This is a genomic window from Dactylosporangium sp. NPDC000555, assembly GCF_040300025.1.
Classification (GTDB): domain Bacteria; phylum Actinomycetota; class Actinomycetes; order Mycobacteriales; family Micromonosporaceae; genus Dactylosporangium.
In genome coordinates, this window is record NZ_JBEPDB010000025.1 from 1 (window position 1) to 25,673 (window position 25,673).

At 71.9% G+C, this 25,673-nt stretch carries 25 protein-coding genes and 1 pseudogene; 21 read left to right on the plus strand and 5 right to left on the minus strand.

The annotated features are described in order from the left end of the window. Both ABT297_RS17460 and ABT297_RS17465 read right to left on the minus strand, forming a co-directional pair. A partial coding sequence (locus ABT297_RS17460; protein ID WP_350550190.1) for an indolepyruvate ferredoxin oxidoreductase family protein occupies positions 1-2,850 on the minus strand: 2,850 nt, incomplete at its 3' end. Between the two features lie 42 nt (positions 2,851-2,892). Next, entirely contained in the window at positions 2,893-3,804 is a 912-nt protein-coding gene (locus ABT297_RS17465) for a hypothetical protein (RefSeq protein WP_350550193.1), read from the minus strand. Positions 3,805-3,888: 84 nt separating this feature from the next. On the opposite strand from ABT297_RS17465, the gene ABT297_RS17470 reads away from it, so the two are divergent. From ABT297_RS17470 to ABT297_RS17530, 13 genes are all read left to right on the plus strand, one after another. Then, complete coding sequence (locus ABT297_RS17470) at positions 3,889-4,734, plus strand: enoyl-CoA hydratase/isomerase family protein (RefSeq protein WP_350550377.1); 846 nt, start codon at positions 3,889-3,891, stop codon at positions 4,732-4,734. A 16-nt stretch (positions 4,735-4,750) separates the two neighbouring features. Further along, positions 4,751-5,746: an acyl-CoA dehydrogenase family protein gene (locus ABT297_RS17475; protein ID WP_350550196.1), complete on the plus strand. Its 996-nt coding sequence runs from the start codon at positions 4,751-4,753 to the stop codon at positions 5,744-5,746. After that, on the plus strand, positions 5,747-6,925 hold the full coding sequence (locus tag ABT297_RS17480) for an acyl-CoA dehydrogenase family protein (protein WP_350550199.1): 1,179 nt from the start codon (positions 5,747-5,749) through the stop codon (positions 6,923-6,925). A gap of 251 nt (positions 6,926-7,176) precedes the next feature. After that, a complete protein-coding gene (locus ABT297_RS17485) occupies positions 7,177-7,998 on the plus strand; it encodes an enoyl-CoA hydratase/isomerase family protein (RefSeq protein WP_350550202.1) in 822 nt (273 codons plus the stop codon). Positions 7,999-8,002: 4 nt separating this feature from the next. Next, on the plus strand, positions 8,003-8,887 hold the full coding sequence (locus tag ABT297_RS17490) for an amidohydrolase family protein (protein WP_350550204.1): 885 nt from the start codon (positions 8,003-8,005) through the stop codon (positions 8,885-8,887). 1 nt (position 8,888) lies between these two features. Continuing rightward, entirely contained in the window at positions 8,889-9,986 is a 1,098-nt protein-coding gene (locus tag ABT297_RS17495) for a Gfo/Idh/MocA family protein (RefSeq protein WP_350550206.1), read from the plus strand. Beyond that, complete coding sequence (locus ABT297_RS17500) at positions 9,964-10,620, plus strand: cysteine hydrolase family protein (RefSeq protein WP_350550209.1); 657 nt, start codon at positions 9,964-9,966, stop codon at positions 10,618-10,620. The genes ABT297_RS17495 and ABT297_RS17500 overlap by 23 nt, the downstream gene beginning before the upstream one ends. Then, positions 10,611-11,387, plus strand: coding sequence for an SDR family oxidoreductase (locus ABT297_RS17505; RefSeq protein WP_350550212.1), 777 nt, complete (start codon positions 10,611-10,613; stop codon positions 11,385-11,387). The genes ABT297_RS17500 and ABT297_RS17505 overlap by 10 nt, the downstream gene beginning before the upstream one ends. Before the next feature lie 37 nt (positions 11,388-11,424). Then, positions 11,425-12,255 carry an ABC transporter ATP-binding protein gene (locus tag ABT297_RS17510; RefSeq protein WP_350550215.1) on the plus strand — a complete coding sequence of 277 codons (831 nt, stop codon included), beginning with the start codon at positions 11,425-11,427 and terminating at the stop codon, positions 12,253-12,255. Positions 12,256-12,257: 2 nt separating this feature from the next. Continuing rightward, entirely contained in the window at positions 12,258-13,148 is an 891-nt protein-coding gene (locus tag ABT297_RS17515; RefSeq protein ID WP_350550218.1) for an ABC transporter permease, read from the plus strand. A 32-nt stretch (positions 13,149-13,180) separates the two neighbouring features. Further along, the gene (locus ABT297_RS17520; RefSeq protein ID WP_350550221.1) at positions 13,181-14,263 is read left to right on the plus strand and encodes an ABC transporter substrate-binding protein; all 1,083 of its coding nucleotides are present in this window, start codon (positions 13,181-13,183) and stop codon (positions 14,261-14,263) included. Between the two features lie 3 nt (positions 14,264-14,266). After that, positions 14,267-14,566 (plus strand): hypothetical protein, encoded by a 300-nt coding sequence (locus ABT297_RS17525; protein WP_350550223.1) that lies wholly within the window; start codon positions 14,267-14,269, stop codon positions 14,564-14,566. 81 nt (positions 14,567-14,647) lie between these two features. Beyond that, positions 14,648-15,625, plus strand: a complete 978-nt coding sequence (locus tag ABT297_RS17530; protein ID WP_350550380.1) for a zinc-binding dehydrogenase — start codon at positions 14,648-14,650, stop codon at positions 15,623-15,625. Here the strand turns inward: ABT297_RS17530 and ABT297_RS17535 are convergent. Further along, positions 15,598-16,536 carry a TIGR03619 family F420-dependent LLM class oxidoreductase gene (locus tag ABT297_RS17535; protein WP_350550225.1) on the minus strand — a complete coding sequence of 313 codons (939 nt, stop codon included), beginning with the start codon at positions 16,534-16,536 and terminating at the stop codon, positions 15,598-15,600. The genes ABT297_RS17530 and ABT297_RS17535 overlap by 28 nt on opposite strands. Before the next feature lie 145 nt (positions 16,537-16,681). On the opposite strand from ABT297_RS17535, the gene ABT297_RS17540 reads away from it, so the two are divergent. The 8 genes and pseudogenes from ABT297_RS17540 to ABT297_RS17575 all read left to right on the plus strand — a co-directional run bounded on the left by ABT297_RS17540 (position 16,682) and on the right by ABT297_RS17575 (position 23,315). Next, positions 16,682-17,188, plus strand: coding sequence for a nuclear transport factor 2 family protein (locus ABT297_RS17540; RefSeq protein WP_350550227.1), 507 nt, complete (start codon positions 16,682-16,684; stop codon positions 17,186-17,188). A gap of 234 nt (positions 17,189-17,422) precedes the next feature. After that, a pseudogene (locus ABT297_RS17545) lies at positions 17,423-17,632 on the plus strand (AfsR/SARP family transcriptional regulator); the annotation flags it as partial. A gap of 18 nt (positions 17,633-17,650) precedes the next feature. Next, on the plus strand, positions 17,651-18,928 hold the full coding sequence (locus ABT297_RS17550; RefSeq protein WP_350550382.1) for a BTAD domain-containing putative transcriptional regulator: 1,278 nt from the start codon (positions 17,651-17,653) through the stop codon (positions 18,926-18,928). Positions 18,929-19,441: 513 nt separating this feature from the next. Continuing rightward, positions 19,442-19,990 carry a MauE/DoxX family redox-associated membrane protein gene (locus ABT297_RS17555; protein WP_350550230.1) on the plus strand — a complete coding sequence of 183 codons (549 nt, stop codon included), beginning with the start codon at positions 19,442-19,444 and terminating at the stop codon, positions 19,988-19,990. After that, a complete protein-coding gene (locus tag ABT297_RS17560) occupies positions 19,987-20,523 on the plus strand; it encodes a TlpA family protein disulfide reductase (RefSeq protein WP_350550233.1) in 537 nt (178 codons plus the stop codon). Before ABT297_RS17555 ends, ABT297_RS17560 begins: the two co-directional genes overlap by 4 nt. Positions 20,524-20,525: 2 nt before the next feature. Next, on the plus strand, positions 20,526-20,978 hold the full coding sequence (locus ABT297_RS17565) for a S26 family signal peptidase (RefSeq protein WP_350550236.1): 453 nt from the start codon (positions 20,526-20,528) through the stop codon (positions 20,976-20,978). A gap of 10 nt (positions 20,979-20,988) precedes the next feature. Then, complete coding sequence (locus ABT297_RS17570) at positions 20,989-22,857, plus strand: ABC transporter ATP-binding protein (protein ID WP_350550239.1); 1,869 nt, start codon at positions 20,989-20,991, stop codon at positions 22,855-22,857. An 8-nt stretch (positions 22,858-22,865) separates the two neighbouring features. Then, on the plus strand, positions 22,866-23,315 hold the full coding sequence (locus ABT297_RS17575; RefSeq protein ID WP_350550242.1) for a S26 family signal peptidase: 450 nt from the start codon (positions 22,866-22,868) through the stop codon (positions 23,313-23,315). Here ABT297_RS17575 and ABT297_RS17580 read toward each other — a convergent pair. Both ABT297_RS17580 and ABT297_RS17585 read right to left on the minus strand, forming a co-directional pair. Then, complete coding sequence (locus tag ABT297_RS17580; protein ID WP_350550244.1) at positions 23,303-25,087, minus strand: ABC transporter ATP-binding protein; 1,785 nt, start codon at positions 25,085-25,087, stop codon at positions 23,303-23,305. The two genes, ABT297_RS17575 and ABT297_RS17580, sit on opposite strands and share 13 nt — an antisense overlap. A gap of 5 nt (positions 25,088-25,092) precedes the next feature. Further along, on the minus strand, positions 25,093-25,662 hold the full coding sequence (locus ABT297_RS17585) for a TlpA family protein disulfide reductase (protein WP_350550247.1): 570 nt from the start codon (positions 25,660-25,662) through the stop codon (positions 25,093-25,095). Positions 25,663-25,673 lie beyond the last annotated feature (11 nt).

The following is a 25,673-nucleotide window of genomic DNA, read 5'->3' on the forward strand; positions in this document are numbered from 1 at the left end:
ATCGAGCCCGGCCGCTCCCAGCCGGCGGGTCGCGACCGGCGCATCGATCGCGGTCGGCGTGGCCACGTGGCGCCGGCCGGCCCGGAAGGCCGCGATGTTCGTGTCGACCGCGACGCCGTTGAGCCGGATCGCCTCCTCGATCGAGCCGGCCGACAGCGGCAGGGCCCCGACCTGGTAGGCCACCCCGAGCAGCAGGACGTTGGCCGTTGTCTCGTCGCCGAACAGGGCGCGGCTGAGCTGGGTGACGTCCACCGCCGTGGTACGCCCGACCGCGTCCCGGATGCGCTCCAGCAGCGCGTCGGACGGCGGGAGGCTGGTCGCGATGTTCGTCACCACGGCCGAGGTCGGCGTGAGCGATGAGGCGACGACCGACACCGTCCGCTCCGGATCGGTGCGGGCGAGGTGCTGCGGTGCCGCCCCGCTGAGCATGTCGAACACCAGGTAGAGATCGGCCTGGCCGTCGGTCACCGCGGCGGTGCGGTCGTCGACCGGGGCGGCGCCGATCTGCAGGTGGGACACGACCGCTCCGGCCTTCTGGCTCATCCCGGTCTGGTCGAGGCCGGCCGTGTGGAGCCCGTCGAGCAGGGCCGCCGTGGCCAGGATCTGGTTGACCGTGACCACCCCGGTGCCGCCGATGCCGACCAGGTAGACGCCGTAAGCCTTGTCGCTGACCGATGCCTTGGCCGCCGGCTCGGGGGGTACCTCACCCGAGTCCGCGCGGCGGGGCCGGGGCCGGCGCGGGGTCGCGGCCGCCGTCGTCCGGACCGTGACGAAGGACGGGCAGTCGCCGTCCAGGCAACTGAAGTCCGAGTTGCACGACGTCTGATGGATCTGGGTCTTGCGGCCCAGCTCGGTCTCGACCGGCTGGACCGAAAGGCAGTTGCTCTTCACGCCGCAGTCGCCGCAGCCCTCGCAGACGAGCTCGTTGATGACCACCCGGCGGTCGGGCTTGGGCAGCTTGCCAGAGCGGCGCATCCGCCGGGCCTCGGCCGCGCACACCTGGTCGTAGATGAGCACCGTGACGCCCTCGACCGCGCTGAGGCGCTCCTGTGCGGCCAGCACCTCCGAGCGCGGCAGCACGGTGACTCCCTTGGCCAGGTCGCGCACGCCGCGGTAGCGCCCGGGATCGTCGGCGCACACGATGATCTGCTTGACGCCCTCGGCGGCCAGCTCGCGGGTCAGGGCCGGCACCGGCATGCCGCCCGCGATCTGCTGACCGCCGGTCATCGCGACGTAGCCGTTGAACAGAATCTTGAAGGTGATGTTCACGTCCGCCGCGACGCAGGCGCGCACCGCGAGCAGGCCCGAGTGGGAGAACGTCCCGTCGCCCAGATGCTGGAAGATGTGTCCGGTCTGCGAGAACGGGGACATGCCGATCCAGGGCACGCCCTCGGAGCCCATCGGCACGACCGGCAGCTTCTGGTTGCCGGCCAGCCGGGGGTCGAAGTACGACATGCCGTGACAGCCGACGCCACCGCCCACGACGGCGCCGTCGGGGAGCACGGTGGACCGGTTGTGCGGGCATCCGCTGCAGTAGGCCGACGTGCGGTTCAGCAGCGGCAACGGAATCCGGCCCGTGGACGGGGCGCGGACCGGTTCGGGCAGGCCGAGTTCGCGCCGCAGGATGGGCTTGATGCGGTCGACCCCGAGCTCGCCGTAGGCGGGCACGAGCAACCGGCCGTCGCGGTCGCGCTTGCCCACGACGGTGGGCCGGTGCGGGGTCGAGTAGAGCGCGCCGCGCAGGGCCGACTCGATGAAGTCGCGCTTCTCCTCGACCACCACGATGTGCTCGAGGCCGTCGGCGAACTGCTCCACAATGGACGGATCGAGCGGATAGATCATGCCGAGCTTCAGCAGGCGGACGCCCCGCTCGCGCAGGCCGGCGTCGTCCAGGCCGGAATCGGCCAGCGACTGCCGGACGTCGTAGTAGGTCTTGCCGGCCGCGACGATCCCGATCCGGGCGCCGGTCCCGGCACCGGCTACGGCGCCCTCGATCCGGTTGAGGCCGTTGGCGGCGGCGAAGGCGACGGCCGCGAGGTGGCGGCGCTCGAGCAGGTCCCGCTCCCGGTCGACGAGGATCGTGGGGACGAGTTCGATCCGCTGCCGGTGCTGCCACGGCTCGCCGTCGATCTCGAGCGCCGGGTGACGCAGGGACAGCCGGTCGGGGGCCAGGTTCACCGAGCCCACCGAGTCGGCCACGTTGGTCACCACCTTCAGCCCGACCCAGCAGCCCGAGTACCGGGACAGCTCCAGCCCGATCACGCCGAAGTCCAGCAGCTCCTGGGTGGTGCCGGGCACGAGCACCGGCATCAGCGCGTCGTAGAAGGCGGTCTCGCTCTGGTTCGGCAGCGACGAGGACCTCGCCGCCGGGTCGTCGCCGGCCACCGCGATGACGCCGCCGAACGGGCTCACGCCGAACTGGTTGGCGTGCTTGAACGCGTCGCCGCACCGGTCCACGCCCGGCGCCTTGCCGTACCAGAGCCCGAAGACGCCCTGCAGCCCGTCGCGGAACCCGCCGGGCGACGGCTGCTGGGTCCCGAACACCACCGCGGCCGCGAGCTCCTCGTTCACGCCGGGCACGTGCCGGATGTCCTCGGTCTCGAGGGTGGCGGCCGCCCGGTGCAAGGTGAGGTCCAGCCCGCCCAGGGGCGATCCGGGGTAGCCGGACGCGAGGCCGCCGGTGCGCAGCCCGGCCGCCCGGTCGATCCGGTGCCGGTCCAGGAGGATGCGCGTGATCGCCTGGGTGCCGGTGAGGACGACGGTGCCGTCGTCGGCGTCGTAGCGGTCCGTCAGTTGGTAGCCGGCGCGCTGCAGGCCAGCCGGTGTCACCGCGCTCACCACGTCGGTCATGGGTGTCTCGGGCCCTTCGTTGCGGGGATGGGCGACTTCACGTCAGGCGGACTCGCCGGTGGCCAAGGGCACCCGGGCAGCGCTGGACGGGTCGCGCGGATCCTTGTAGAGCAGGATGGTGCAGGCGCCGCCGTCCAGGCCGGCCGGGCAGAGGTTCACCGGCCAGGGCACGCCGAGGCGCTCGCGGGCCATCTCCACGTGCCAGATCGGCACGTGGGTGCGGTAGATGGTGGTCGGACGCCCGCCCCAGGTCACCCGGTGCTCGTCATCGACGACCGCGAGACCGAGCCCGGCCGCGAACCGCCCGTCGATGACCTGGCGGGAGCAGGTGCCGCACGGGTCCTGCACGATCGTGAACTTCTCGTCGTCCTCGCTGACCACGAGGTCGGTGAAGTGCCCCTGCAGCAGGCGGACCAGGTTTACCAGGCGCTCGCCCGGGGGCCGGTCGATGTCGTTCATGAGGCCGCGCAGGGCGTCCTCGCCGCGGTGCCGGTGGAACGCCTCGAGCTCGTCCGGGCCGTAGCTGGTGTACACCTGGGAGAGCAATGCGGACAGCCAGTCCCGCAGCACGTCGATGGCCGAACGCCACTCGGCCTCACGGTGGTCGAAGATCGCCAATGCGCCATCCGCGTCGCCGTCGTCGGCGGCCTCGGTCACCTCGTCGACCATCGAGGCCGGCGCCTCGTCCCGCACGGGATCGACGCCCGGATACGCCGCGAAGAAGGCCAGGGTCCGGTTCACCAGGAGGCGCAGGCCGTCGCGGCCGTGACGCTGGACGGCGGCGTCGAGGATCGACGTGACCCAGTCGAGGTAGCGCTCGCGCTGGCCGTGGTGCTCGCGTTCGAGCAGCGCCAGCTCCTCGCGCAGGCCATCCACGTCGGACCCTTCGAGCCGGCGGAGCAGCCGGCCGCGGGGCGACATCGACAACGCTCGCAGCGCCTCATCGGTGAACACACGATTCGATCGACCAGTCTTCACGTCGGCCCTTCTGCTCACCCTTGACGTCTAAGGGTTTAACCTTATAACCTCCGCGACGTGATGCACAACACATCAGTTGCCGGCGACGATGCGGCGCTGACCACACTGCGACTCTCCGTGGACGCCGGGGTCGCATGGGTCGAGCTGAACCGCCCCGAGGTGCTGAACTCGTTCGACGAGACGATGCTGCGCGAGCTGGCCGGCGTGTGGGCGCGACTCCGCCTCGACGACGAGGTGCGGGTCGTGGTCGTCACCGGGGCCGGCGAGAAGGCGTTCTGCACCGGGTACGACCGCTCGGGCCTCGACGCCGACGACGGCGAGGACGAGTCGACCGCGCTGCTGAAGGCGAGCAGCCCGTTCCTGCGCGCGGATGTCGGGGACTTCCTCGGCCCCAAGTCGTGCGGCCTGTGGAAGCCGGTCGTCGCCGCGGTCAACGGCATCGCGTGTGGTGGCGCGTTCTACCTGCTCGGCGAGTCCGACATCATCATCGCCGCCGACAACGCCACCTTCTTCGACCCGCACACGACGTTCGGCATGCCGGCCGTGTTCGAGCCGCTGCACATGTTGCGCCGCATGCCGCTGGGGGAGGTACTGCGGCTGACGCTGCTCGGATCGGCCGAGCGGATGTCGGCCCAGCGTGCGCTCGAGATCGGCCTGGTGTCCGAGGTGCTGCCGAGCGACCGGTTGCGGGCGGCGGCCGGGGCGATCGCCGGGACCGTCGCGGCCCTGCCGACGCTCGCGGTGCAGGCGACCCTGCGCTCCATCTGGGCCGGCTCGGAGATGACGCCGGGACAGGCGCTGGGCGTCGCGCACGCGCTGGTCGCCGCCGGCACCGATCCGGCCGCCCTGGCCGCCGGCCAGCAGGCGTTCCGTACCGGCAACCGGCCGCAGTGGCGGCTGCGATGAACGGCGGGAACGGCTGATGGACTTCACCCTGTCGACCGAGCAGCTCGACCTGCGGGCGGGCCTGACCGCCCTGCTCGCCGACCACTCCACGCCCGAGCGTGTCCGGGCGGCCGAACCGCTCGGCTTCGACCCGGCGCTGTGGGCGGTGCTCGGCGAGTTCGGCTTCCCCCAGCTGGCGAGCTCCCGCGAGGGGGCACCGGCCGGCCTGGCCGAGCTTGTCATCGCCGCCCAGGCGGCCGGGGCCTGCCTCGCCTCGGCCCCGTTGGTCGAGACCGTGGTCGCGACCCGGCTGCTCGACCGCCTCGGCCGCACCGACTCCGCTGACCTGGTCACGTTCTCGCCCCGGCCGGCTGTGGCCGGGGTCGCCCGGACGGTGCCGTGGGCGGCGGTCGCCGATCGGGTCCTCGCGTGGGACGGGGGCCGGATCGTCGCGTCCAGGATCGGTCACGACGCCGACTGTCCGAAGCAGACCATGTCCGGATTGGCGATCGGCCACGTGGACCTCACCGGCGCGACCGTGCTCGCGTCGGGACCGGAGGCGGCCGCGCTCTTCGACGAGGCCCTGGCCGACTGGCGAGTCCTCACCGCGGCCGGACTGGTCGGCATCGGGGCCGCGGGCCTGCGCCTCGGCGTCGAGTACGCGAAAACGCGCCACCAGTTCGGCCAGCCGATCGGCTCGTTCCAGGCCCTGGCCCATCAGCTGGCCGACGCGGCGACGCTCGTGGACGGGGCCGAGCTGCTGGTTCTCGAGGCGGCCTGGGCCGGTGACACCGGCAGCACCCGGCGGCACGGCCTGGCCGCGATGGCCTTCGCCTTCGCCGTCCGGGCCGCCGGCCAGGCCGCCGACCGCAGCCTGCACGCCCATGGCGGCTACGGCTACACGATGGAGTACGACATCCAGCTCTACTTCCGCCGAGCCAAGGCACTGGGACTCCTCGGCAGCGGCGCCGGCGCGGCCACCGATGCCGTCGTCACCCTCGCACTGGCCGACACCGATGAGGGGCGGCGGTAGATGGACTTCGAGCCTTCCGAGGCGCAGCGACGGTTCCGGACCGAGGTCCGGCAGTTCCTGGCCGAGCTGCCGCCGGCGACCTCGGCCGCCGTACACGACTCCGGCACGCTGCACAGCTGGAGCGTGCACCGAGCCATGGCCGAACGCGGCTGGCTGGCCGCGGCCTGGCCGGCCGACCAGGGCGGGCAGGGCCGGGATCCGTTCGAGATGGCCACGCTGAACGAGGAGTTCGCCCGGGCCGGGATCCCGATCGAGGGCTGGCTCATCGCCGAGCTGGTGGCGAAGACGCTGCAGATCGTCGGTACCGAACAGCAGCGGCGCGAGGTCATCCCGGCCATCCTGAGCGGCGAGATCCTCATGTGCCTCGGGTACTCGGAGCCGGACTCGGGCTCCGACGTCGCCGCGGCCCGCACCCGGGCGATCCGCGACGGCGACGAATGGGTCATCGAGGGCCAGAAGATGTTCACCACCATGGCCCACGAGGCGACCTACGTCTTCCTGCTGGCCCGGACCAACCCGGACGTGTCCAAGCACCGCGGCCTGACCATGTTTCTGGTACCGCTCGACGCCGAGGGCGTGGAGGTGCGCCCGGTGCACACGCTCGGCGGCGAGCGCACCAACGCGACGTTCTACGAACGGGTCCGGGTCCCTGACAGCGCCCGGGTCGGCGAGGTCGACGGGGGCTGGGACGTCATGATGGTGGCGCTCGCCTTCGAGCGGCAGCCGGCCGCGGCCGGGCACCTGCTGCACCTGGTCGACCGGGCCATCGCCTGGGCCCGCACGCCCGGCGCCGACGGGCACGCGCCCATCGAACGGCCCGAGGTACGGGCCTGCCTGGCCCGGGCCTACACCGACCTCGAGGTGAGCCGCCTCATGGGCTACCGCATGACCTGGCTGACCGCGCGCGACGTCCTGCCCCACACGGAGGGGTCGCTGGCCAAGCTGTTCAGCTCGGAGGCGCTCATGCGGGCGGCATCGTCCTTCGTGGACATCCTCGGCGCGGACGGGCTGCTCGCCGGCCACGGCACCGAGGCGCCGGCCGACGGCTGGATCGAGCACGAGTTCCGGCACTCGGTCGTGACCACCATCTACGCCGGCACCAGCGAGATCCAGCGGGGCATCATCGCGGAGCGGCATCTCGGCCTGCCCCGGGCCCAGGCGAGGCGGGCGAGCACATGACCGGTTCCGGAGCGAAGCGGAGGAGGCCGGTCATCATCGGCTCGGTTTGGAGGGCATGCGGCCGGAGCGGAGCGGAGGCGGCATGACCGGTTCCGGAGCGAAGCGGAGGAGGCCGGTCATCATCGGCTCGGTTTGGAGGGCATGGGGCCGGAGCGGAGCGGAGGCGGCATGACCGGTTCCGGAGCGAAGCGGAGGAGGCCGGTCATCATGGGCTCAGTTTGGGAGTGCGGCCGGAGCGAAGCGGAGGCAGCATGACCGGCTCCGAGGACGTGACCCAGCAGGTGCGCTGCACCGTCGCGGACGGTGTGGCCCGTATCGTGCTCGACCGTCCCGAGAAGCTCAACGCGCTCGGACCACCCCAGCGCGAGCGGCTGATCGCAGTGCTGGACCAGGCCGGCTCGTCGGTCCCGGTACGGGCGGTCGTGCTCTCGGCCGTCGGCCGGGCCTTCTGCGCCGGCGGCGACCTCAGCCTCCCCCGGCGCGATCCGGCCGTGGACGGCCGACCGGCCCGGGTCGTGGGCGAGACCGGGCCCGGTGTCCGCAGCGCGCAGGCCCTCATCGCGGCGGTGCTCGACTGCCCGAAGCCGGTCATCGCCGTGGTGAACGGGGTGGCCGCCGGCATGGGGGCCCAGCTCGCCCTCGCGGCCGACTTCGTGGTGGCCTCGACCAGGGCCCGGTTCGCGGAGCTGTTCATCACCCGCGGGATCGTGCCCGACGCCGGGGCGGCGTACCTGCTACCCCGCATCCTCGGGCTGCACCTGGCGAAGCGGCTGCTGCTGCTCGGCGGAGATCTGCCCATTGTGGACGCCGAGCGACTGGGCATCGTGCACCAGCTGGTCGAGCCGGAGGAACTGCAGACCGCAGCCGACGCGCTGGCCGCCCGACTCGCGGCCGGGCCGACCGTCGCGGTCGGTCTGGCCAAGCGACTGCTGAACCAATCGCTGGACTCGGATCGGGTCGCGGCGTTCGACCGGGAGGAGATGGCCGTGGCCATGAACGTCTGGACCGAGGACAGCGCCGAAGGGCTGCGCAGCTTCGCCGAGAAGCGCGACCCGGTCTTCCGGGGGTGGTGAGGCGATGCCCAGGCCCACCGATATCGGTGTCATCGACCTGATGATGGGAATCCCCAAGGGACCCACCGACGACAGCTGGCGCAGGTTCCTCGGCACCCAGCTGCGCGACCAGGAGAGCCGGGAGACGTACCGGTTCCCGGCCGAGTACATGTACAAGAGCCTGCCCGACCAGCGGTTCAGCACCGACGGCGCCAAGGCCGTGCTGCTGGAGATGGATCGCTGGGGCGTCGAGCGCGGTATGATCACGGTGAGTTACGACGACGAGCTCGCGGTCGCGGCCCTGCGGGCCCACCCCGACCGGTTTCTCGGCGCGTTCCCGGTCGACCCCAACGCCGGGATGGAGGGCGTGCGCGCGCTGCGGCGGGCGGCCGAGGAACTTGGCGTGGTGGCGGCGAGCGCGATGCCGAGCGGCCTCAACCCGCCGGTGCCCATCAACGACAAGAAGTTCTACCCGATCTACGCCGCCTGCATCGACCTGGACATGCCCATCTTCGTCTGTGCCGGTGTGCCCGGCCCCCGCATCCCGTTCGCGGCCCAGGAGGTCGCCCTCATCGACGAGGTCTGCTGGTTCTTCCCCGAGCTGCGCTTCGTCACCCGCCACGGGTGCGAGCCGTGGGTGGACCTGGCCGTGAAGCTGCTGCTGAAGTGGCCGAACCTGTACTACTCGACCAGCGCCTTCGCCCCTCGCTACTACCCGAAGGAGATCCTGGACTTCGCCAACACCCGCGGCGCGGACAAGGTGCTCTACGCCGGCTACTTCCCGTTGGGCCTGTCGCTGGAGCGCATCTTCACCGAGCTCGACGAGCTGCCCCTGCACGAGCACGTGTGGGAGAAGTTCCTGCGCACCAACGCGCTGAACGTGCTCGGTCTCGCCGCGGACGGAGCGTGACATGTCCCGTCGCGCGATCGTCGTCGGCACCGGCTTCGGCCTGCGGGTGCACGTGCCGGCGCTGCGGGCGGCCGGGTTCGAGGTGGCCGGGCTGGTCGGCCAGGACGCCGAGCGGACGGCCCGCCGGGCCCAGCGGGTCGGCGTCGCGGCCGGGTTCGACTCGCTCGCGACCGCCCTGGACGCCACCGGGGCCGAGGTCGTCACGATCGCCACGCCGCCGGACACGCACGCCGAGCTGGCCGGGCTGGCCATCGCGGCCGGCCGGCACGTGATCTGCGAGAAGCCGCTGGCGCTCTCGGTCGAGCAGGCCGAGGCCATGACGAAGGCGGCCGACGCGGCCGGCCTCGTCGCCCTGGTCGGCACCGAGTTCCGGTGGGACCCCGCGGTCGAGGCGGTCCGCGACGCGATCGCCTCGGGCCGCGTGGGCCGGCCGCACACGGCCACGATCGTGCGCTCCTACCCGATCCTGGCCGCCGCCGAGGCGGGCACGCCGGGCTGGTGGTTCGATCCGGCGCGCGGTGGTGGATGGCTGCGGGCCAACGGCACGCACCTGCTCGACCAGCTCCAGCTCTGGCTCGGCCCGATCGTGGAGGTGTCGGCCACGCTGGGCCAGGCGGTGCCCCGGCCGGCCGGCGGGGCCGACGACGGCTACGGCGTGCTGTTGCGCACCGCGACCGGTGCGGTCGGGGTGATCCAGGAGTGCGCGGCGGCCTGGGGCGAGCCGGTCGAGGTGACCCGCGTCGCCGGCACCGCGGGCACGGTATCCATTGTGGACGGTCAGGCCCTCCTCGCCACGCCGGACGGGTCGCGCCGGCTGACCCCGGACGCGCCTCCGCCGCCATCGACGGTCCCCGGCAACAGCCGGCCCTGGACCGCGCGGGAGATCGCGTCCTACACCGGCCTCGCCCGCTGGCTGTACCAGCGGCTCGACCACCCGGGCGGCGAGGCGGCACCCGGCTTCCCCCGCCCGGCGACCTTCGCCGACGGCCTGGCCGTGCTCCGCGTGGTCGAGGCGATCCAGGCGTCGGCCGAGCGGCGCTGTGCCGTCCCCGTTCCGTCCAGCCCAGAGGAGTCCCATGAGCCGACGACTCGACAGTGACGTGATCCGACCCGGCGACACCGCGGTGCTGACGATGGAACTGCAGCGCGGCATCGTCGGCACCGAGAGTCTGGTGCCGCAGCTGGGCGAGCAGTTGCGGGCCTCCGGCGGGGTGGACAGCGTGCGCCGCCTGCTGGCCGCGGCCCGCCCGGCGGGGGTCGCGGTCGTGCACGCCACCGTGGCCCACCGGGCCAACGGCCGGCGGGCCGCCGGTAACGCGCCGATCCTCGAGCGGGCCGAGGCCATGCCCGATCACCTGCTCACCGGCTCGGTGTCGGCGCAGCTGTTGCCGGAGCTGGGACCGGAGCCCGGTGACATCACGGTCGAGCGGCTGCACGGCGTGACCCCGTTCACCGGTACCGAGCTCGACGCGACCCTGCGCGGCCTGAGGGTGCGCACGATCGTCCTCGTCGGCGTGTCGTTGAACATGGGCATCCTGGGCGCCTCGATGGAGGCGGTGGGGCTGGGCTACCGCGTGGTGGTGCCGGTCGACGGCGTGGCCGGCGTCCCGGCCGACTACGCGGCGGACGTGATCCGGTACAGCCTGCGCCACCTGGCCACACTATCCACAGTGGACGACATTGTCGCGGCCTGGCCGGCGCCGGCCGAGCGGGCGGAGCCGGCATGGACCTGAGTGGACGAGTCGCCGCCGTCGCGGGCGTGGGCCGGGGACTGGGCCGCGAGCTCGCCGTGACCTTCGCCGAGTCCGGGGCCGACCTGGCCCTGCTGGCCCGCCAGGGTGCGTACCTGGACGAGGTCGCACGCGAGGTCGTCGCGGCCGGACGAGCGGCACTGTGCCTCCCGACCGACCTGACCGACCGGGCCCGCTGCGCCGAGGCCGCGCGGCTCCTGAGGGAGCGGTACGGTGCGGTCGACGTCCTGGTGCACAACGCGTTCTCCCGGCCGCCGCTCGGATCATTGGGCGAGCGCTCGGCCGCCGACTGGCACGCGGCGGTCGACGGCAACATCCTGTCGGCGACCAACCTGCTGTACGAGCTGCTGCCACTCATGAAGGGCCGGCCGGCGGCGGTCGTCCTGGTGAGCTCCATCTCGGCCCGCCGGCCTTACCCGGAGTCCGGCATCTACGCGGCCATGAAGTCGGCCATGCTCACGCTGGTCCAGATCCTGGCCCGCGAGCTCGGCCCGCACGGGGTCCGGGTCAACGCCGTGGTTCCCGGCTACATCGAGTCGGACAACCTCGAGACGTTCTTCGCAGACGCCGGCACCCGCCAGGGTACGAGCGCCGCGCAGGCCCGGCAGAGCGCCGAGGCGACGACCTGCCTGGGTCGGTTCGTGACGCCCCGCGAGGTGGCCGACGTGGTCGCCTTCCTCGGGTCGTCCGCCTCGGCCGGCGTGACCGGGCAGACGCTGGACGTCAACGCCGGCCAGTGGTTCGGCTGACCCGTCAACACCCCGCCCTGAGAACACCTGGAGCACAGTGGACACACAGACACGGCACGCGACCTCGGCGCCTCCGCCAACGGCGCCCACCAACGCCAAGCTGCTCGCATCGGGCGTGGAGCGGCAGTTCATCTCCGGAAAGCAGCGCGTCCACGCCCTCGGCCCGCTCGACCTGCGGGTGGCCGACGGCGAGTTCGTCTGCCTGGTAGGTCCGTCCGGCTGCGGCAAGTCGACGTTCCTGCGCATCGTCAACGGACTGCTGCCACCGACCGCCGGCACCCTCGACCTCTGGCTGGACGAGGGCCGGGCGGCGACGTCCATGGTCTTCCAGGACTACGGCGTGCTGCCGTGGAAGACCGTCCTGGCCAACGTGCGGTTCGGCCTCGACATGGCCAAGGTACCGCGGCGGGAGGCGAACGAGCGGGCGATGCACTGGATCCGCCGGCTCGGTCTGAACGGCTTCGAGAAGGCCTACCCGGCCACCCTCTCCGGTGGCATGCGCCAGCGGGTGTCGATCGCCCGGGCGCTCGCCGTGCAGCCCCAGATCCTGCTCATGGACGAGCCGTTCGCGGCCGTGGACGCCCAGATGCGGGTCGTGCTGCAGGAGGTGCTGCTCAAGGTCTGGGAGGAGGACCGGCGCACGGTCATCTTCGTGACCCACAGCATCGAGGAGGCACTGGTCCTGGGCGACCGCGTGGTCGTCGTGTCGGCCCGGCCCGGCCGGGTGGTCAGTGACATCACGGTCCCGTTCGAACGTCCCCGCTCGAGCGACCTGCGCCGCATGCCTGAGTTCGCGACCCTGCAGCAGAACGTCTGGGATGTGCTGCGCGACGAGGTCCAGGCCTCGTTGGCGGCGGGAAAGGAGTAGTCATGGCCCAGCCAACCGCGCTCGTGCCGCCGGACGAGCAGACGAACGGACGCGTGGTACGCCGCGAGGCCTCGGCGACCCCGGAGAAGGCCGCGGTCCGGCGGCGCCGGCGCCGGCTCATCGAGATCCTGCTGGGCCTCGGCGCCCCGCTGGTGCTGTTCGGGCTGTGGCAGGTGGCCGCGACGAGCGGTGCGGTGAACCCCCTGTTCTTCCCTCCGCCGACCAAGGTCTGGAGCTCCGCCCTGCAACTCGTCGAGAGCGGCGAGCTGTTCCACCATCTCTGGGTCAGCCTGACCCGGGTGCTCATCGGCTGCGCGATGGGCGTCGTCTCGGGGGTGGCCGCCGGCATCGCGCTCGGCGCCTCCCGCTGGATTCGGGCCGCCCTCGAGCCGCTCCTCTCGGCGCTCTACACGGTGCCGAAGCTGGCCATCTTCCCGTTGCTGCTGCTCATCTTCGGCCTCTCCGACACGGCCCTGAACGTGGCCATCGGCATGACGGTCTTCTTCTTCATGTGGGTCAGCACGATGGCGGCGTTCCTGGCCGTGAGCCCGGGGCACCGGGAGGTGGCGCAGAGCTTCAACGCCGGGCTCTGGCAGACCTTCCGCCATGTCCTGCTCCCGGCCGCCCTGCCACAGATGTTCATCGGCCTGCGGATGTCGGTCAGTGTCGCCGTGCTCATGATGGTCGGCGTCGAGTTCACCCAGGCGAGCGAGGGCATCGGCTATCTCATCTGGTACTCGTGGACGCTTTTCCAGGCGCCCAAGATGTACGTCGGCATCGTGGCGGTCGCCGCGATGGGACTGCTGCTCAGCAGCATCGTCAAGTGGGTGTCGCTGCTCGTGCTGCCGTGGGCTCGCGTCGAGATCGAAGGCGGCGACCGGAACCTCCTGTAATCCGTTTCCCTGTCCCGAGAAAGGAAGTCACAGTGCGCCGATTAGCTGTCACGTCCCTCGTCGCCATGCTCGCCGCCTCGCTGCTCTCCGCCTGTGGCGACAACGGCGCAGCGCCGGCCTCGACCGCGACCCCGCCCGCGACCCCGCCCAGCGCCGGCCCGACCGGGCCGAACACCCCGGCGCCCAAGCCGCTGCCGAGCGAGGTCACGGTCAATGCCTCGCTCCCCTTCCGCAACATCGAGGCGTACGCGCCGTTGCTGCTCGCCGAGCACTTCGGCGAGTTCAAGAAGGAAAACATCAAAATCAACATCCAGCTCGTCCAGACGAACAACCTCGTCGTGCTGATGCAGAAGGGCGACATCGACTTCGCGCCGGCCGCGCCGTCGGCCGGTCTGTTCAACGCCATCGCGGGCGGGGCCGAGATCAAGGGTGTCGGCGGCGGCGTCGGCTGGAGCCCGGCCAACCACCAGGGCTACTACGTGCGCAAGAGCCTGCTCAAGGCGGACGGCTCCTTCACCGCCTGCGACCTGAAGGGCAAGAAGGTGTCGACCGGCTCCGCGACCGGTCTCGGCTCCCCGGCCGTCGTGGAGCTGGCCGCGTACCTGAAGACCTGCGACCTCACCGTGAAGGACGTGACGATCGTCCCGCTGGGCGGCGCCGACCTGCTCGCCGGACTCGACTCGGGCGCCGTCGACGCCGGCAACCTGAGCGACCCGGTGTGGAGCACCGCCGAGGCGGCCGGCCACAAGCTCATCATCCCGTTCAACGCCTCCATCACGAGCTACTGGATGGGGAAGATCCGCACCGAGAAGCCGGACGTGGCCGCGGCCATCCTGCGCGCGCTCGTCCGGACCAGCCGCACCTACCTGCAGGGCGACTACCGCAGCAACCCGGAGGTGAAGCAGGGCCTCATCAAGGCGATGGAGGCGACCGAGGCGCAGCTCACCGGACCGTCCAGCCTGATCTTCGACCCGGACTTCAAGTTCCCCATCTCGAACATCGCGCCCATCGAGACCGCCTGGGCCCAGATCGGCGGCATCGTCAACTTCGACAAGCCCCTGCCCGAGTCGAAGCTCTACGACGACGGGCCGCGGCAAGCGGCGCTGGCCGCGTAGCCGATGCGTAAGTTCCTGGCCATCGGCCACCACGGCCCGGTCGATCCCGAACTGGGACTGCGGATCGCCGACGTGGCCGTCGACTGGATCTCGGCCCGGCTGGCCGACGGCACCTTCGACTGCCTGTACTCGGTGGCCGGCGGCGGGCGGATGATCGTCGCGAACGTGGACAGCGAGGAGACGCTGCTGGCGATGCTGCGGTCGGCTCCGGACGCACCGCGCGAGTGGACGTTCACCGAACTGTTCGACGGCATCGAGGTCATCAGGAAGTACGTCGAGTCCATGCGGACCGAGAACGCGTGAGATACCCGCCGGGCGGGCCCGATGGCCCGCCCGGCGGGCCGTCCGAAGGCTCGTCCGAGAGGGAGTACAGCGTTGAGTGACATGTGGGCAGCCCAACTCGTCGCACCGTCGACGTTCGCCGACGTCCGCGTGCCGGCGCCGACCGCGGCGGCCCTGGCCCCCGGCGAGGTACTGCTGCGGGTGCGCGCCGGTGCGATCTGCGGCAGCGATATGCCGTTGTTCAAGGGCGCCATCCAGCGCTCGGGCGGGCTGGGCAACCACCCGGACGGAGCGCCCCCGGGTCCGGGCTGCCCGATGCACGAGGTCGTGGGTGACGTGCTCGCCTCCCGGCATCCCGACTTCGAGGCCGGCGCCACCGCGGTGGGCTGGGCCCTGGGCCAGGACGCGATCGCCGACCTGGTCGTCACCGAAGGGGACTCGCTGGTTCCGGACGACGGCTCGCTGCCGCCGGCCGGCGCGGTCGTCGCCCAGCCGCTGGCCTGTGTGATCTACGCGGTCGAGCGGATGGGGGACGTGGCCGGGCAGCGGGTCGCCGTCCTCGGCCAGGGGCCGATCGGCATGCTGTTCAGCCATGTCCTGAAGTCGATGGGCCGGGCGGCCCACGTGGTCGGCGTCGACCGCGTCGACCGGTCGGCCGAGGCGCGGGTCTTCGGCGTCGACGAGTTCGTCCGGGCGTCGTGCGACCGGTGGGTGGAGTCGCTCGCCGCGGACGACCGGCCGCAGGTCGTGGTCGAGTCCATCGGCCACCAGGTCGGCACCCTCGCCTGCGCCGTCGACGCGGTCGCCGGCGGCGGCCTGGTCTACTACTTCGGGGTGCCCGACGACCTGGTCTATCCGGTCCCGATGCACACGTTCTTCCGCAAGGACCTGACCCTGCGGGCCGGCACCACCAAGGACCGCCGGCGGGTGCTCCGGCTCGCCCAGCAGTACCTGCGGGAGCACCCATCGATCCTGGACGCCTACGTCACGCACCGGCTGCCCATGGCGCGCGTCCAGGATGCCTTCGAGCTGGCGGCAGCCCCGCGCGCCGGTCAGCTCAAGGTGGTCCTCGAGTCGTGAGGGTCGCGCGCGTCCCGGGCGTCGAGCAGGGGCCGCAGGAATGCCGGCAGCTCCTCGGGCGCCCGGACGAACGCGAGCGGGTGCACGATGACGCAGTCGGCGCCGGCGTCCCACAACGCCCGCGCCTCCTCGAGGACGGGCATCGCGCCGGCCTCCTCGGCCGACTTCCCGTGCGCCACCAGCGTCGTGGCCGCGGTGACGGTGACCGAGCCCGGATCCCGGCCGACCCGGCGGCACTCCTCGCCGAGGCCGGCGATCGCGGCCCGCACGGCCTCGGTCGGCATCGGGGGCGCCCACCAACCCACGCCGAGGCGCACGATGCGCTCGATCGCCCGGGGGGTGGGGTTGAAGCCGAACGACAGCCGCAGGTCCGCGCCCTGCACCGGCACCGGCATGCTGTGCAGGTCCGTGAAGTCCAGCCGCCGGCCCTCATGCGCCGCGGGGCCACCGGCCCATAGCGCGCGGCAGGCCGCGACCTGCTCCTCGAGGTACCCGAAGCGGCCCTCGAACGGCCGCTCGGTGACCCGGTACTCCTCCACCTGCCAGCCCGCCCCGAGGCCCACATCGAGCCGCCCGGCACAGATGACGTCGAGCGTCGCGAGCTGTTTGGCCAGCAGTACCGCGGGGCGAAGCGGCGCGACGAGCACGTTGGTGCCGACGTGGGCGCGCTCGGTGACGGTGGCGACCGCCGCCAGCGTGATCAGCGGATCGAACCAGTTGGTCGAGATCGGGTACGGGAAGCCGACGGCCACCCGGTCGCGGTGAGCCTGCTCGCTCATCGTCACGTGGTCGGGCAGCACGAGCAGGTCGACGCCCATCCGGTCGGCCAGGGTCGCCGCCTCGAGGATGCCGGTGAACCGGTTGCCGTAGAGCTCGTCCATGCCCATCAAGTTGAAGCCCAACCGCGCCATTGCGTCTCCACTTCCGCCATCGGAACCGTTGGTAGCCAACGGGTTTCTTAACCAAGCAAGTGCTTGGTAGCTTACCTGTGTGGGCCCGGATCGCACCAGGCCAAGGCTCCACACCGGACAGTCGACGTGATCCCGAGGAGGTTCGATGACGAACGAGGATTCCGACCGAGCGGCCATCCGTGAGTTGGTGTGCCGGTACTGCAGGGGCATCGACCGGCTGGACATGGACCTGGTCCGGTCCTGTTACCACGACGGGGCGATCGACCATCACACCGGCTTCGACGGGCCCGTCGAGGAGTACATCGCCTGGGTGGAGCCGAAGCTGCGCGGCTTCGACGGGACCATGCACCTGGTCGCGAACCATCTCGTGGAGTTCGCCGGGTCCCGGGCGCTGTCTGAGACCTACGGCATGGCCGTGCACTGGGGTGCGCCGTCCGGCAGCGCACGCATGAACTTCACCAGCGGCTTCCGCTACGTCGACCTCGTGGAGCGGCGGGACGGCGAGTGGCGGATCCTCGAGCGGTACGCGTCGCGCGAGTGGACGCGCTCGGACGCCAATCTGTTCATGCCTCGCGAGGGTCCGGGCCCGGCCGGGCGGCGGGACCGGGAGGACTACGTCTACCGGCTCCGGAGCCGGCTGATCACACCGTAAGGGGGAGTGGCCTCATCTCCCTCAACCCGAGCTCGCACCGAAGTCAAAAACTGACGCGAATCCCGTAAGAAAGTTTCGAGATGGCATCAGACGGTTTCATCAAGTCATCGAAACATTGCGGTAACCGTCTGGACATCGCTAGGCTGTTCGCGACCGAACGACACGCGTTCTGCGGGGGATGTGTTGAGGTTCAGGCTTCTTGGCGCAGTCCAGATCTTGCACGGAGACACGGTCGTGGCGATCGGTCCGGCGAAACAGCGCAGCCTGATGGCCGCGCTCCTGCTGGAACCCAATCGGGTGGTGCCGGTCGACAGACTGGTCGATCTTCTCTGGGACGGGCGGCCGCCGGCTTCGGCGGTGGCGAATGTGCGTACGTACGCCTCACGGCTGCGCCGCGCGGTCATCGACTGCCATGGTGAGCGACGACTGGAGAGTCACGGGGCGGGCTACCGTCTGTCCATTATGGATGATGAGCTGGACCTGACCGCGTTCCGTGGGCTCAGCCAGGCCGGACGGGCCGCGCTCGCCGAAGGGCAGGCGAACCATGCGGTCGAGCTGCTCGGCCGGGCGCTGGCCCTGTGGCGGGGCGCGGCGGCCGAGGACGTCGAACGCTCCGCGGCGCTCGACCGTTGCCTGGGGGCGCTCGACGAGCAGCGGCTCGTCGCCGTCGAAGACTGGATCGACGCGAAACAGCGGCTCGGCGAGGGCGGCAGCCTCATCGCCGAGCTGCGTAGCCTGGTCGACGAGCATCCGCTGCGTGAGCGGCTGTGGTCGTCGCTGGTCCTGGCGCTCTACCGGTCCGGCGACGTCGCCGGCGCGCTCACCGTGTTCGGCCACGCCCGGCGGTCGCTCGCCGAGCATCTGGGCGTCGACCCGGGACCCGAGCTCACCCGGCTGCACCATGCCGTGCTGCGTCGGGACCCGGCCCTCGACGGTGTCAGAGACGCCGGAACGGCCGTCCGGGTCGCACCGGTCATCACCTCCGCGGCGCCGCTGTCGCCGGTCGGCGCGCCCGCGACCGTGCCGCCGGCCGGCGGTGCCGTGGCGGTTGCGCCGCAGGCGCTGGTCACAGTGCCCCGCGAGCTGCCGGCCGACACCGCGCCACTGGTCGGCCGGGACCGCGAGCTGGCGGCCATCGAGGCGATCCTGAGCGGGTACCGCCGCGCGGGCGCCGTCTACCCGCCGCTCGACGGGCCGGTGTTCATCGGCGTGCACGGACCGGCCGGCGTCGGCAAGTCGGCGCTGGCAGTGCAGGCAGCCACCCGGCTGAGCCGATACTTCCCCGACGGGCAGCTCTACGCCGACCTGCGCGGCTCGGCACCCGGTCGGGAGCCCCGCCGTCCCGTCGACGTGCTTGCCGGGTTTCTGCGCTCGCTGGGCGTGCCCGAGCCGTGGACGCCGTTCTGCGAGGAGGAGGCCGCGGCCCGGTACCGTTCGACGGTGGCCAACCGGCGGCTGCTCGTGCTGCTCGACGACGCGGCCGACGAGGCGCAGGTCCGGCCGCTGCTGACCGCGACCGCGGGCAGCGCGGTCCTGTTCACCGGCCGGCGCCAGCTCGCCGCACACGACCGCGTCGTCCATGTTGAGCTCGGTCTTCTTGACCTGGACCACTCGGTGGAGCTGCTGGCCCGATTGTGCGGCGCGGCCGGGCCGCAGCGGCAGTTCAGCCGGCTGGCCCGGGAGTGCGGTGGTTCGCCCGTCGCACTGCGCGGCGCCGCCGCCCGCGCGATGCGCCGCTGACCCGGCGCACCGGCGGGCCACGTCACCAGCTGTATCGGCGGCGCGGACCACCGGAACGCTGGATCTCAACACGGCTGGATGACGCGGCGGGTCACACGCGGCAGCGCGCGACCCGCCGGTCACCCGGCTCTACTACACGCAGCGGTAGCTGCACTTCTTCTGGGTGCAGCCGCCAGGACCCGTGTAGTAGCAGCAGTACTCGTATTGGTAGCCACCCGCGCACGGTCCCGACGTCCGCCGGCCCGTGGGGACGCACTCCCCGCACGCCGCCGCCGTCGCGCGGGGAGCGACCGCACCGAGCAGCCGATCGACGATCTTGCCAACCTGTCGCATTGTTTCCCTTTCGTTCGTCTGTTGAGACCCCGGGCTCGTCCAATGTGGACCGGCCCGGCGAGGACACGCTAGCGGCGGCGGATACACCGCCGATGGAGTTGCCCGCCGAAGCGGTGTACTGGCGATGTGCGGACGATGTATCGCGGTCGCCTAACGTGCGGTACCGACGGATGGAGGCACATGGGGTACGTATTGTTCGGCTGCCAGGTGCTGACCGGTCTGGTGTTCGTCGTCGCGGGCATCACCAAGCTGCGCGACGTCGACGGCTTCCGGCGGTCCATGCTGGCCCTGGTCCCGCTGCCGGTCGCGCTGTCGCCGGCGGCGGCCCGCGCGCTCATCGGCCTCGAGCTGCTGGTCGTGGCGCTGCTGGTGGTGCCGGCCACCGTCGCCGCCGGTCTCGCCCTGAGCCTGATCCTCGACCTGGCGTTCACTGTGGCGATCGTGCTCGCCCTGCGCGCCGGCAGACGGGCGCCCTGCGCGTGCTTCGGCCGGACCGAGCGGCCGCTGGGCATCCGGCACGTCGTCCGCGACCTCGTCCTGGCCGCCGTGGCCCTGCTGGGCCTCGTCGCGGCGGCGGCACCCCATACCCCGGCAAACGCCGGCGGGCTGCTGGTCGCCGGGCTTGCCGGCGCCCTCGGCGGGCTGCTGGTGATCCTGCTCGACGACATCGTCGCGTTGTTCGCGCCCGGCCCCTCCGGCCGGGCTTCATCCGCTGAGGAGGCGTGGTGACAGTACTTATCGCAGCCGTCGTCCTGGTCGGCGTGCTGTGCACGGTCGACCTCGCGCTGACCGTCGGTGTCATCCGGCGGCTGCGTGAGTACGAGGTGCAGCGCACCGTTGGCGGCGCGTCGACCTCGCTCGCGCCTCCGGGTACACCGGTCGGGCAGTTCGCCGCGACCACCGTGGACGGCGGCGAGGTCACCCGCGACGCGCTGGCCGACGCCGGCGGAGCGCTGGTCGGATTCTTCACCCCGCACTGCGAGCCGTGCGAGCAGCAGCTGCCCGAGTTCGTGGCCTACGCGGGGGCGCTGAGCACACCGGTGCTCGCGGTGGTCGTCGGGGCATCGGGCGATGTCGCGGACCTCGTGCGGGCCCTGGAACCGGTCGCGCGGGTGGTCGTCGAGGAGCCCCTCGGTCCGCTGGCCGCGGCGTTCCAGGTGCGGAGCTTCCCATCGGTCATCACCGTCGACGGCAACGGCCGGATGACGGCCGGCGGCCACGCTCTCGCCGCGGTACGCCAGCCGGTCCCCACCGGGCGTTGACAATGTCGGTCGTCGTCGCCGCCTGCACCGTGGTGGCCGGGATCGTGGCGGGCATCGTGTGGCTGCGCTACCGATTCGTGGTGGTGACCGTCGCCGGGCACAGCATGGCACCGACCTTCGAACCCGGTGACCGGGTCCTGGCCCGGCGTGCCCGCCTGGGCCGGGTGCGTGCCGGCGACATCGTGGTCGTCGGGCCCGCCGGGCGAACGCCGGCCGCCCTGCCGCCACCGGGCCACGGCCATCCGTGGATCATCAAACGGGCCGTCGCGGTGCCGGGCGACCGGGTGCCCCGGGAGCGGGTGCCGGCGCTGGCCGCCGTCGCCGAGGCCACGGTACCGCCAGGCAAGCTCGTGCTCCTCGGCGACGGCCCGCACAGCTCCGACTCCCGACAGGTCGGCTACTTCGACGGGGCCCGGCTCGTCGGCCGCGCCGTGTACCGACTGCCACGACGCTGAGGACCCACCCATGCGCCGATCCGACCCGACCCGAGTCCCCACCCAAGCCCCGCACCCGGGTGCCCTGCGGGCCCTGCCGGCCGCGCTGGCGCTCTACGCCCGCGCGGCGCCGGCCGCCGCTGCCGTGCGGCTGCTGGTCGCCGTCGTGACCGGCGGCGCGCCCGTGGCAATGGCATGGCTGACGAAGGTACTGCTGGATCGGCTGACCGGACAGCCCGGGCCGAGTGTCTGGTTGAGCGCACTGGCGCTCGCCGGCACCGGCGCTGCCGTGTCGCTGGCGGTGCACGCCGGCCAGTACGCCGACCGGGAGATCGGCCGCCGGGTCATGCTGTTCACCCAGACCGAGCTGTTCACGGCGGCGAGCCGGCCGGACGGCATCGCCGAGCTGGAGGACCCGGCGCACCAGGACCGGCTGCAGCTGGCCCAGATCGCCGGCCAGTCCGGGCCGCAGCAGTTGGCCGGCTCGGTGCTCGGCATCGGCCAGGCGGCGCTGACCATCGGCGGCTTCCTGGCCGCCCTGCTCGCCGTCTCGCCGCTCGCCGGCGTGCTGGTGCTGGCCTCGGCGGTACCGACGCTGTGGGCGCAGCTGCGGATCGGCCGGCAGCGCACCGAGCTGATGACCCGGATCACCCCGAACACGCGCCGCCAGATCTTCTACGCCAACCTGCTTCTCGACGTACGGGCCGCCAAGGAGATCCGGCTGTTCGGGCTGGGCGACTTCCTCCGCGGCCGGATGCTCGCGGAACTGGGCACCGCGCAGGCCGGCGAGCGCGCGGTGGACCGCCGGGCGCTGCGGGTCGACGCGTCGCTGGCCCTGCTGACCGCCGTCGTGTCGGGCGTCGCGCTGGTGGTCACCGCCGTCCGGATCGGCCACGGCGCCGGCGGTGTCGGCGACCTGGCCGTGCTGGTCGCCGCCCTCGCCGCGGTGCAGGGCGCGCTGGCCGGGATCGTCACGCAGGTGGCCATGGCCAACCAGGTGCTGGTCCTCTTCGGGCACTACGCGGACGTGGTACGTCCGGACACCGCCCGCCAGGACCGGCCGGGACTGCCGGTGCCGCCGCTGCGCGAGGGCATCGAACTGCGCGACGTATGGTTCCGCTACCACCCCGATCACGACTGGGTGCTGCGGGGCGTGAACCTCACCATCCGGCCCGCGCAGTCCGTGGCACTGGTCGGCCTCAACGGCGCCGGCAAGTCCACCCTCATCAAGCTGCTCTGCCGGCTCTACGAACCGACCCGGGGCGCCATCACCTGGGACGGCCGGGACGTGCGCGACCTCGACATCACCGAGCTGCGTGCCCGCATCGGCGCGGTCTTCCAGGACTACATGAGCTACGACCTGTCCGCCGCGGACAACATCGCCGTCGGCGACCTCACCGCCGACCAGGAGCGGCTGCACACCGCCGCCGACGCGGCCGGCATCGGGTCGACCCTGGCCGCGCTGCCGCAGGGATACCAGACCATGCTCAGCCGCATGTTCGCCGGCGACTCCCCCGAGGAGCAGGGCCCCGGAGCCTCCGGCGTGGTGTTGTCCGGCGGGCAGTGGCAGCGCGTCGCGATCGCCCGCGCCATGCTGCGCACGGAGGCGGACCTGCTCATCCTGGACGAGCCCTCGGCGGGCCTCGACGCGGTGGCCGAGGACGGCATCCAGCGCAGCCTGCGCCGGCTGCGGGCGGGCCGCAGCAGCCTGCTCATCTCGCATCGGTTGGGCAGCCTGCGCTACGCCGACCACATCGTGGTGCTCGACGGGGGCGAGATCGTCGAAGAGGGCACGCACGAGGTCCTCATGGACCTCGACGGCAGGTACGCCGAACTGTTCCGCATGCAGGCCGACGGGTACCAGCTCGGCGTACCCGCAGAGTCGTCCCGCCACGGTTAGACTGCCTCGTGCTGATCGTGCTGATCATCCTGGCGGTGATCGCCGTGGTGGTCGTGCTGGGGCTTCTTCTCCGCCGGGGACTGTTGGTGAGCCGGGTTCGCGGTGGCAGCATGTTGCCGACCTATCAGGATGGCGACATGCTGCTCGCCGTCCGGCGTGGCCTGTTCCGCCGGCCGCGCGCGGGTGACGTGGTCGTCTGCCGGCTACCGTATGGTTTCGCCATACCGGGCGGCGGCGACAATCCGTTGCTGGTCAAACGGGTCGGTGCCGTCGCCGGCGATCCGCGCCCGGGTGGTGATGGTGTGTCGGACCCGCTTCCCGCCGGCACGATCTACGTCGTCGGCGACTCGCCCGGTCACAGTCTTGACTCGAACACGTTCGGTCCGTTGCCGGAGGACCTTGTCGTCGGTGTGGTGGTACGCCGCATGTCGGGCGCCCAGCCGTCTCAGTCCCGGTAGCCGTCGGCTTGGTGGTGGAACAGGCCGGCGTACCTGCCGCCGCGGCTGATCAGCTCCTGGTGGGTGCCGGCCTCGGCGACGACACCGGCCTCCAGCACCACGATCAGGTCCGCCATCCGGACCGCGTTGAGGCGGTGGGAGACGAGCAATCGCGTACGCCCTGAGGTGCGCTGGTGGACCAGCCGGTGCACCTCGAACTCGGCCTCGGCGTCCAGGCCCGAGCTCGGCTCGTCCAGAATCAACAGGTCCCGGTCGGCGCGCATGAGCATCCGTGCCAACGCCAGCCGCTGCCACTGCCCGCCGGACGGCATCACTCCGGCCCGCTCGTCGCCGTGCTCCGATCCGTGGGTACGGCTGAGCATCGTCGCATAGCCGCTGGGGAATCGCTCGATGGCGGCGTGGATGCCGGCGAGCTCGGCGACCGACCGGACACGGTCCGGGTCGTCGAGGTGCCGCAGGTCGCCGAGCCCGATGTTCTCCGCCGCGGTCAGGTCGTACGTCATGAAGTCCTGGAACACCACGCCGATGCGCTGCCGCACCGAGTCGGGGTCGAGCTCGGCAAGGTCGACACCGTCCCACAGGATCCGCCCCTTGGTCGGCTCGTACAGCCGGGTGAGCAGCTTCACCAGGCTGCTCTTGCCTGCGCCGTTGAGACCGACCACGGCGACCGAGTGACGATACGGAATCCGCAGCGTCACCCCGCACAGCACCCAGGGCAGGTCCTCGCCGTACCGGAACCAGACGTCCTCCAAGGTGATGCCGTCGCGCAGCGGCTGCGCTGTCGCGCCGATCGCCGCGACATCCGGTGCCAGGTCGGCCAGAGCCCGAAAGTGCCCGATCAGCAGGAGCGCCTCCGCACCGGCTGCGAGTTGCCGCACCATGCCCGCCACCGCAAGCGCCAAGGCGGGCAGCGCGGCAAGCGCCACAACGACATCACCCGGTGTCAGTAGCCCGTTCATCGCCCTGAATACCACCAGCGCGATGCCCGCACCGACCGCCACCGCGGACAGGGCGTCGAGCCCCGCCTGTACCCGGAACACCCGCCACCCGAGCGTCCGCTCGATATTCATAATGGTGCTCAGCTCGCGGACCATTCGGCCGTGGAAGAAGTCGCCGAGGCCAAAGATCCGCAACTCCTTGGCCGCCTGCGGTTCGGACTGCAGCCGGGCGTAGAACAAGGTGCGGCGCTGCGCCGGGCTCACCTCGACCTGCACGTCGACCCGGCGCCGGGCCAACCGCAACACGGCGACCAGCTGCGGCACGACCGCCACGCAGGCCAACCCGGCGACGGCGGGACTGACCGCGATCAGCGCGACGAGGAAGCCCACCAGCGAGCTTCCCGCCTGCAGGAGCCCGTTGGCGACCGTCACCAGCTGATACGGCGCGGCTTGTCCGGCCCGCTGGGCGAGCTGGAGCCGGTTGTGGAAGCTCGGGCGCTCGAACATCGCCAGGCCGGGAAGCCGGTTCAACGTGCCGAACAACTCGCCCTGCGCGGCGTGCTCGATTCGCCGGCTGACCTGCTCCTGCACGTAGCGCAGCCAGCCCTGGCCGAGCTGGCCGAACAGGAGCGTCGACACCAGCCCGCCAACGAGCAGCGCCTGCCCGGTACCGCCGTTGGCGCGGTGACCGGCGAGCCCGTCGACGATCACCTTCGTCAGCCACGCGGCCGTGACCGGAACGACACCGAGAACCAGCGAGCCGGCGACCGTGACGAGTGCGCCGACCCGATGACCCCGCCAGATCAACCGAACGGCCGCACCGAGCCTGCGCACGAGCGTCAGCCGGCCGTGGCGCCGACCTGTACTGCTGTTCTGGCACGCAGCAGGTCTCGCAGGCTGCCGGCGGTGGCTTTCGGTACGCCGTCCGCGCCGACGAGGTAGAAGGTCGGGTACTTGTCCACCCGGAAACCGTATTGGATCGGACCGCCGAACTGCTCCTCCACGATGACCGGAGCGTCCCCGACCTCGGCTCGCAGGGCGGCCGGCTCCGGCTCCTCGCCGGGCACCAGCGCGGCGACGATCAGGATCTTCCCGCCGGGGGTCTCAGCGTGTTCCCGCAGGAGGGGAAGCTGGACCTTGCAGGCGGAACAGCCGTAGGTGAGGAAGGCCACGACGGACTCTTCGCCGACCAGCCAATCGGCCGAAACCGGCTCACCACGCAGCGATGTGGCGGTGAAGTCGCTGATATCAAGGTTCGCGGGCACCGTGTCGACCGGTGGACGGCCACGTTCCAGCCGGTGCAGGCGTTCAGTGAGGTCGCGCAGCCGGCGCACGATCCCAAGCAGGAGCAGCAGGCAGAGCAGGACGACGATCGCGAGAACCACCACAGCCGCGTCGAGAACCGTCATGGGCGTTGTAA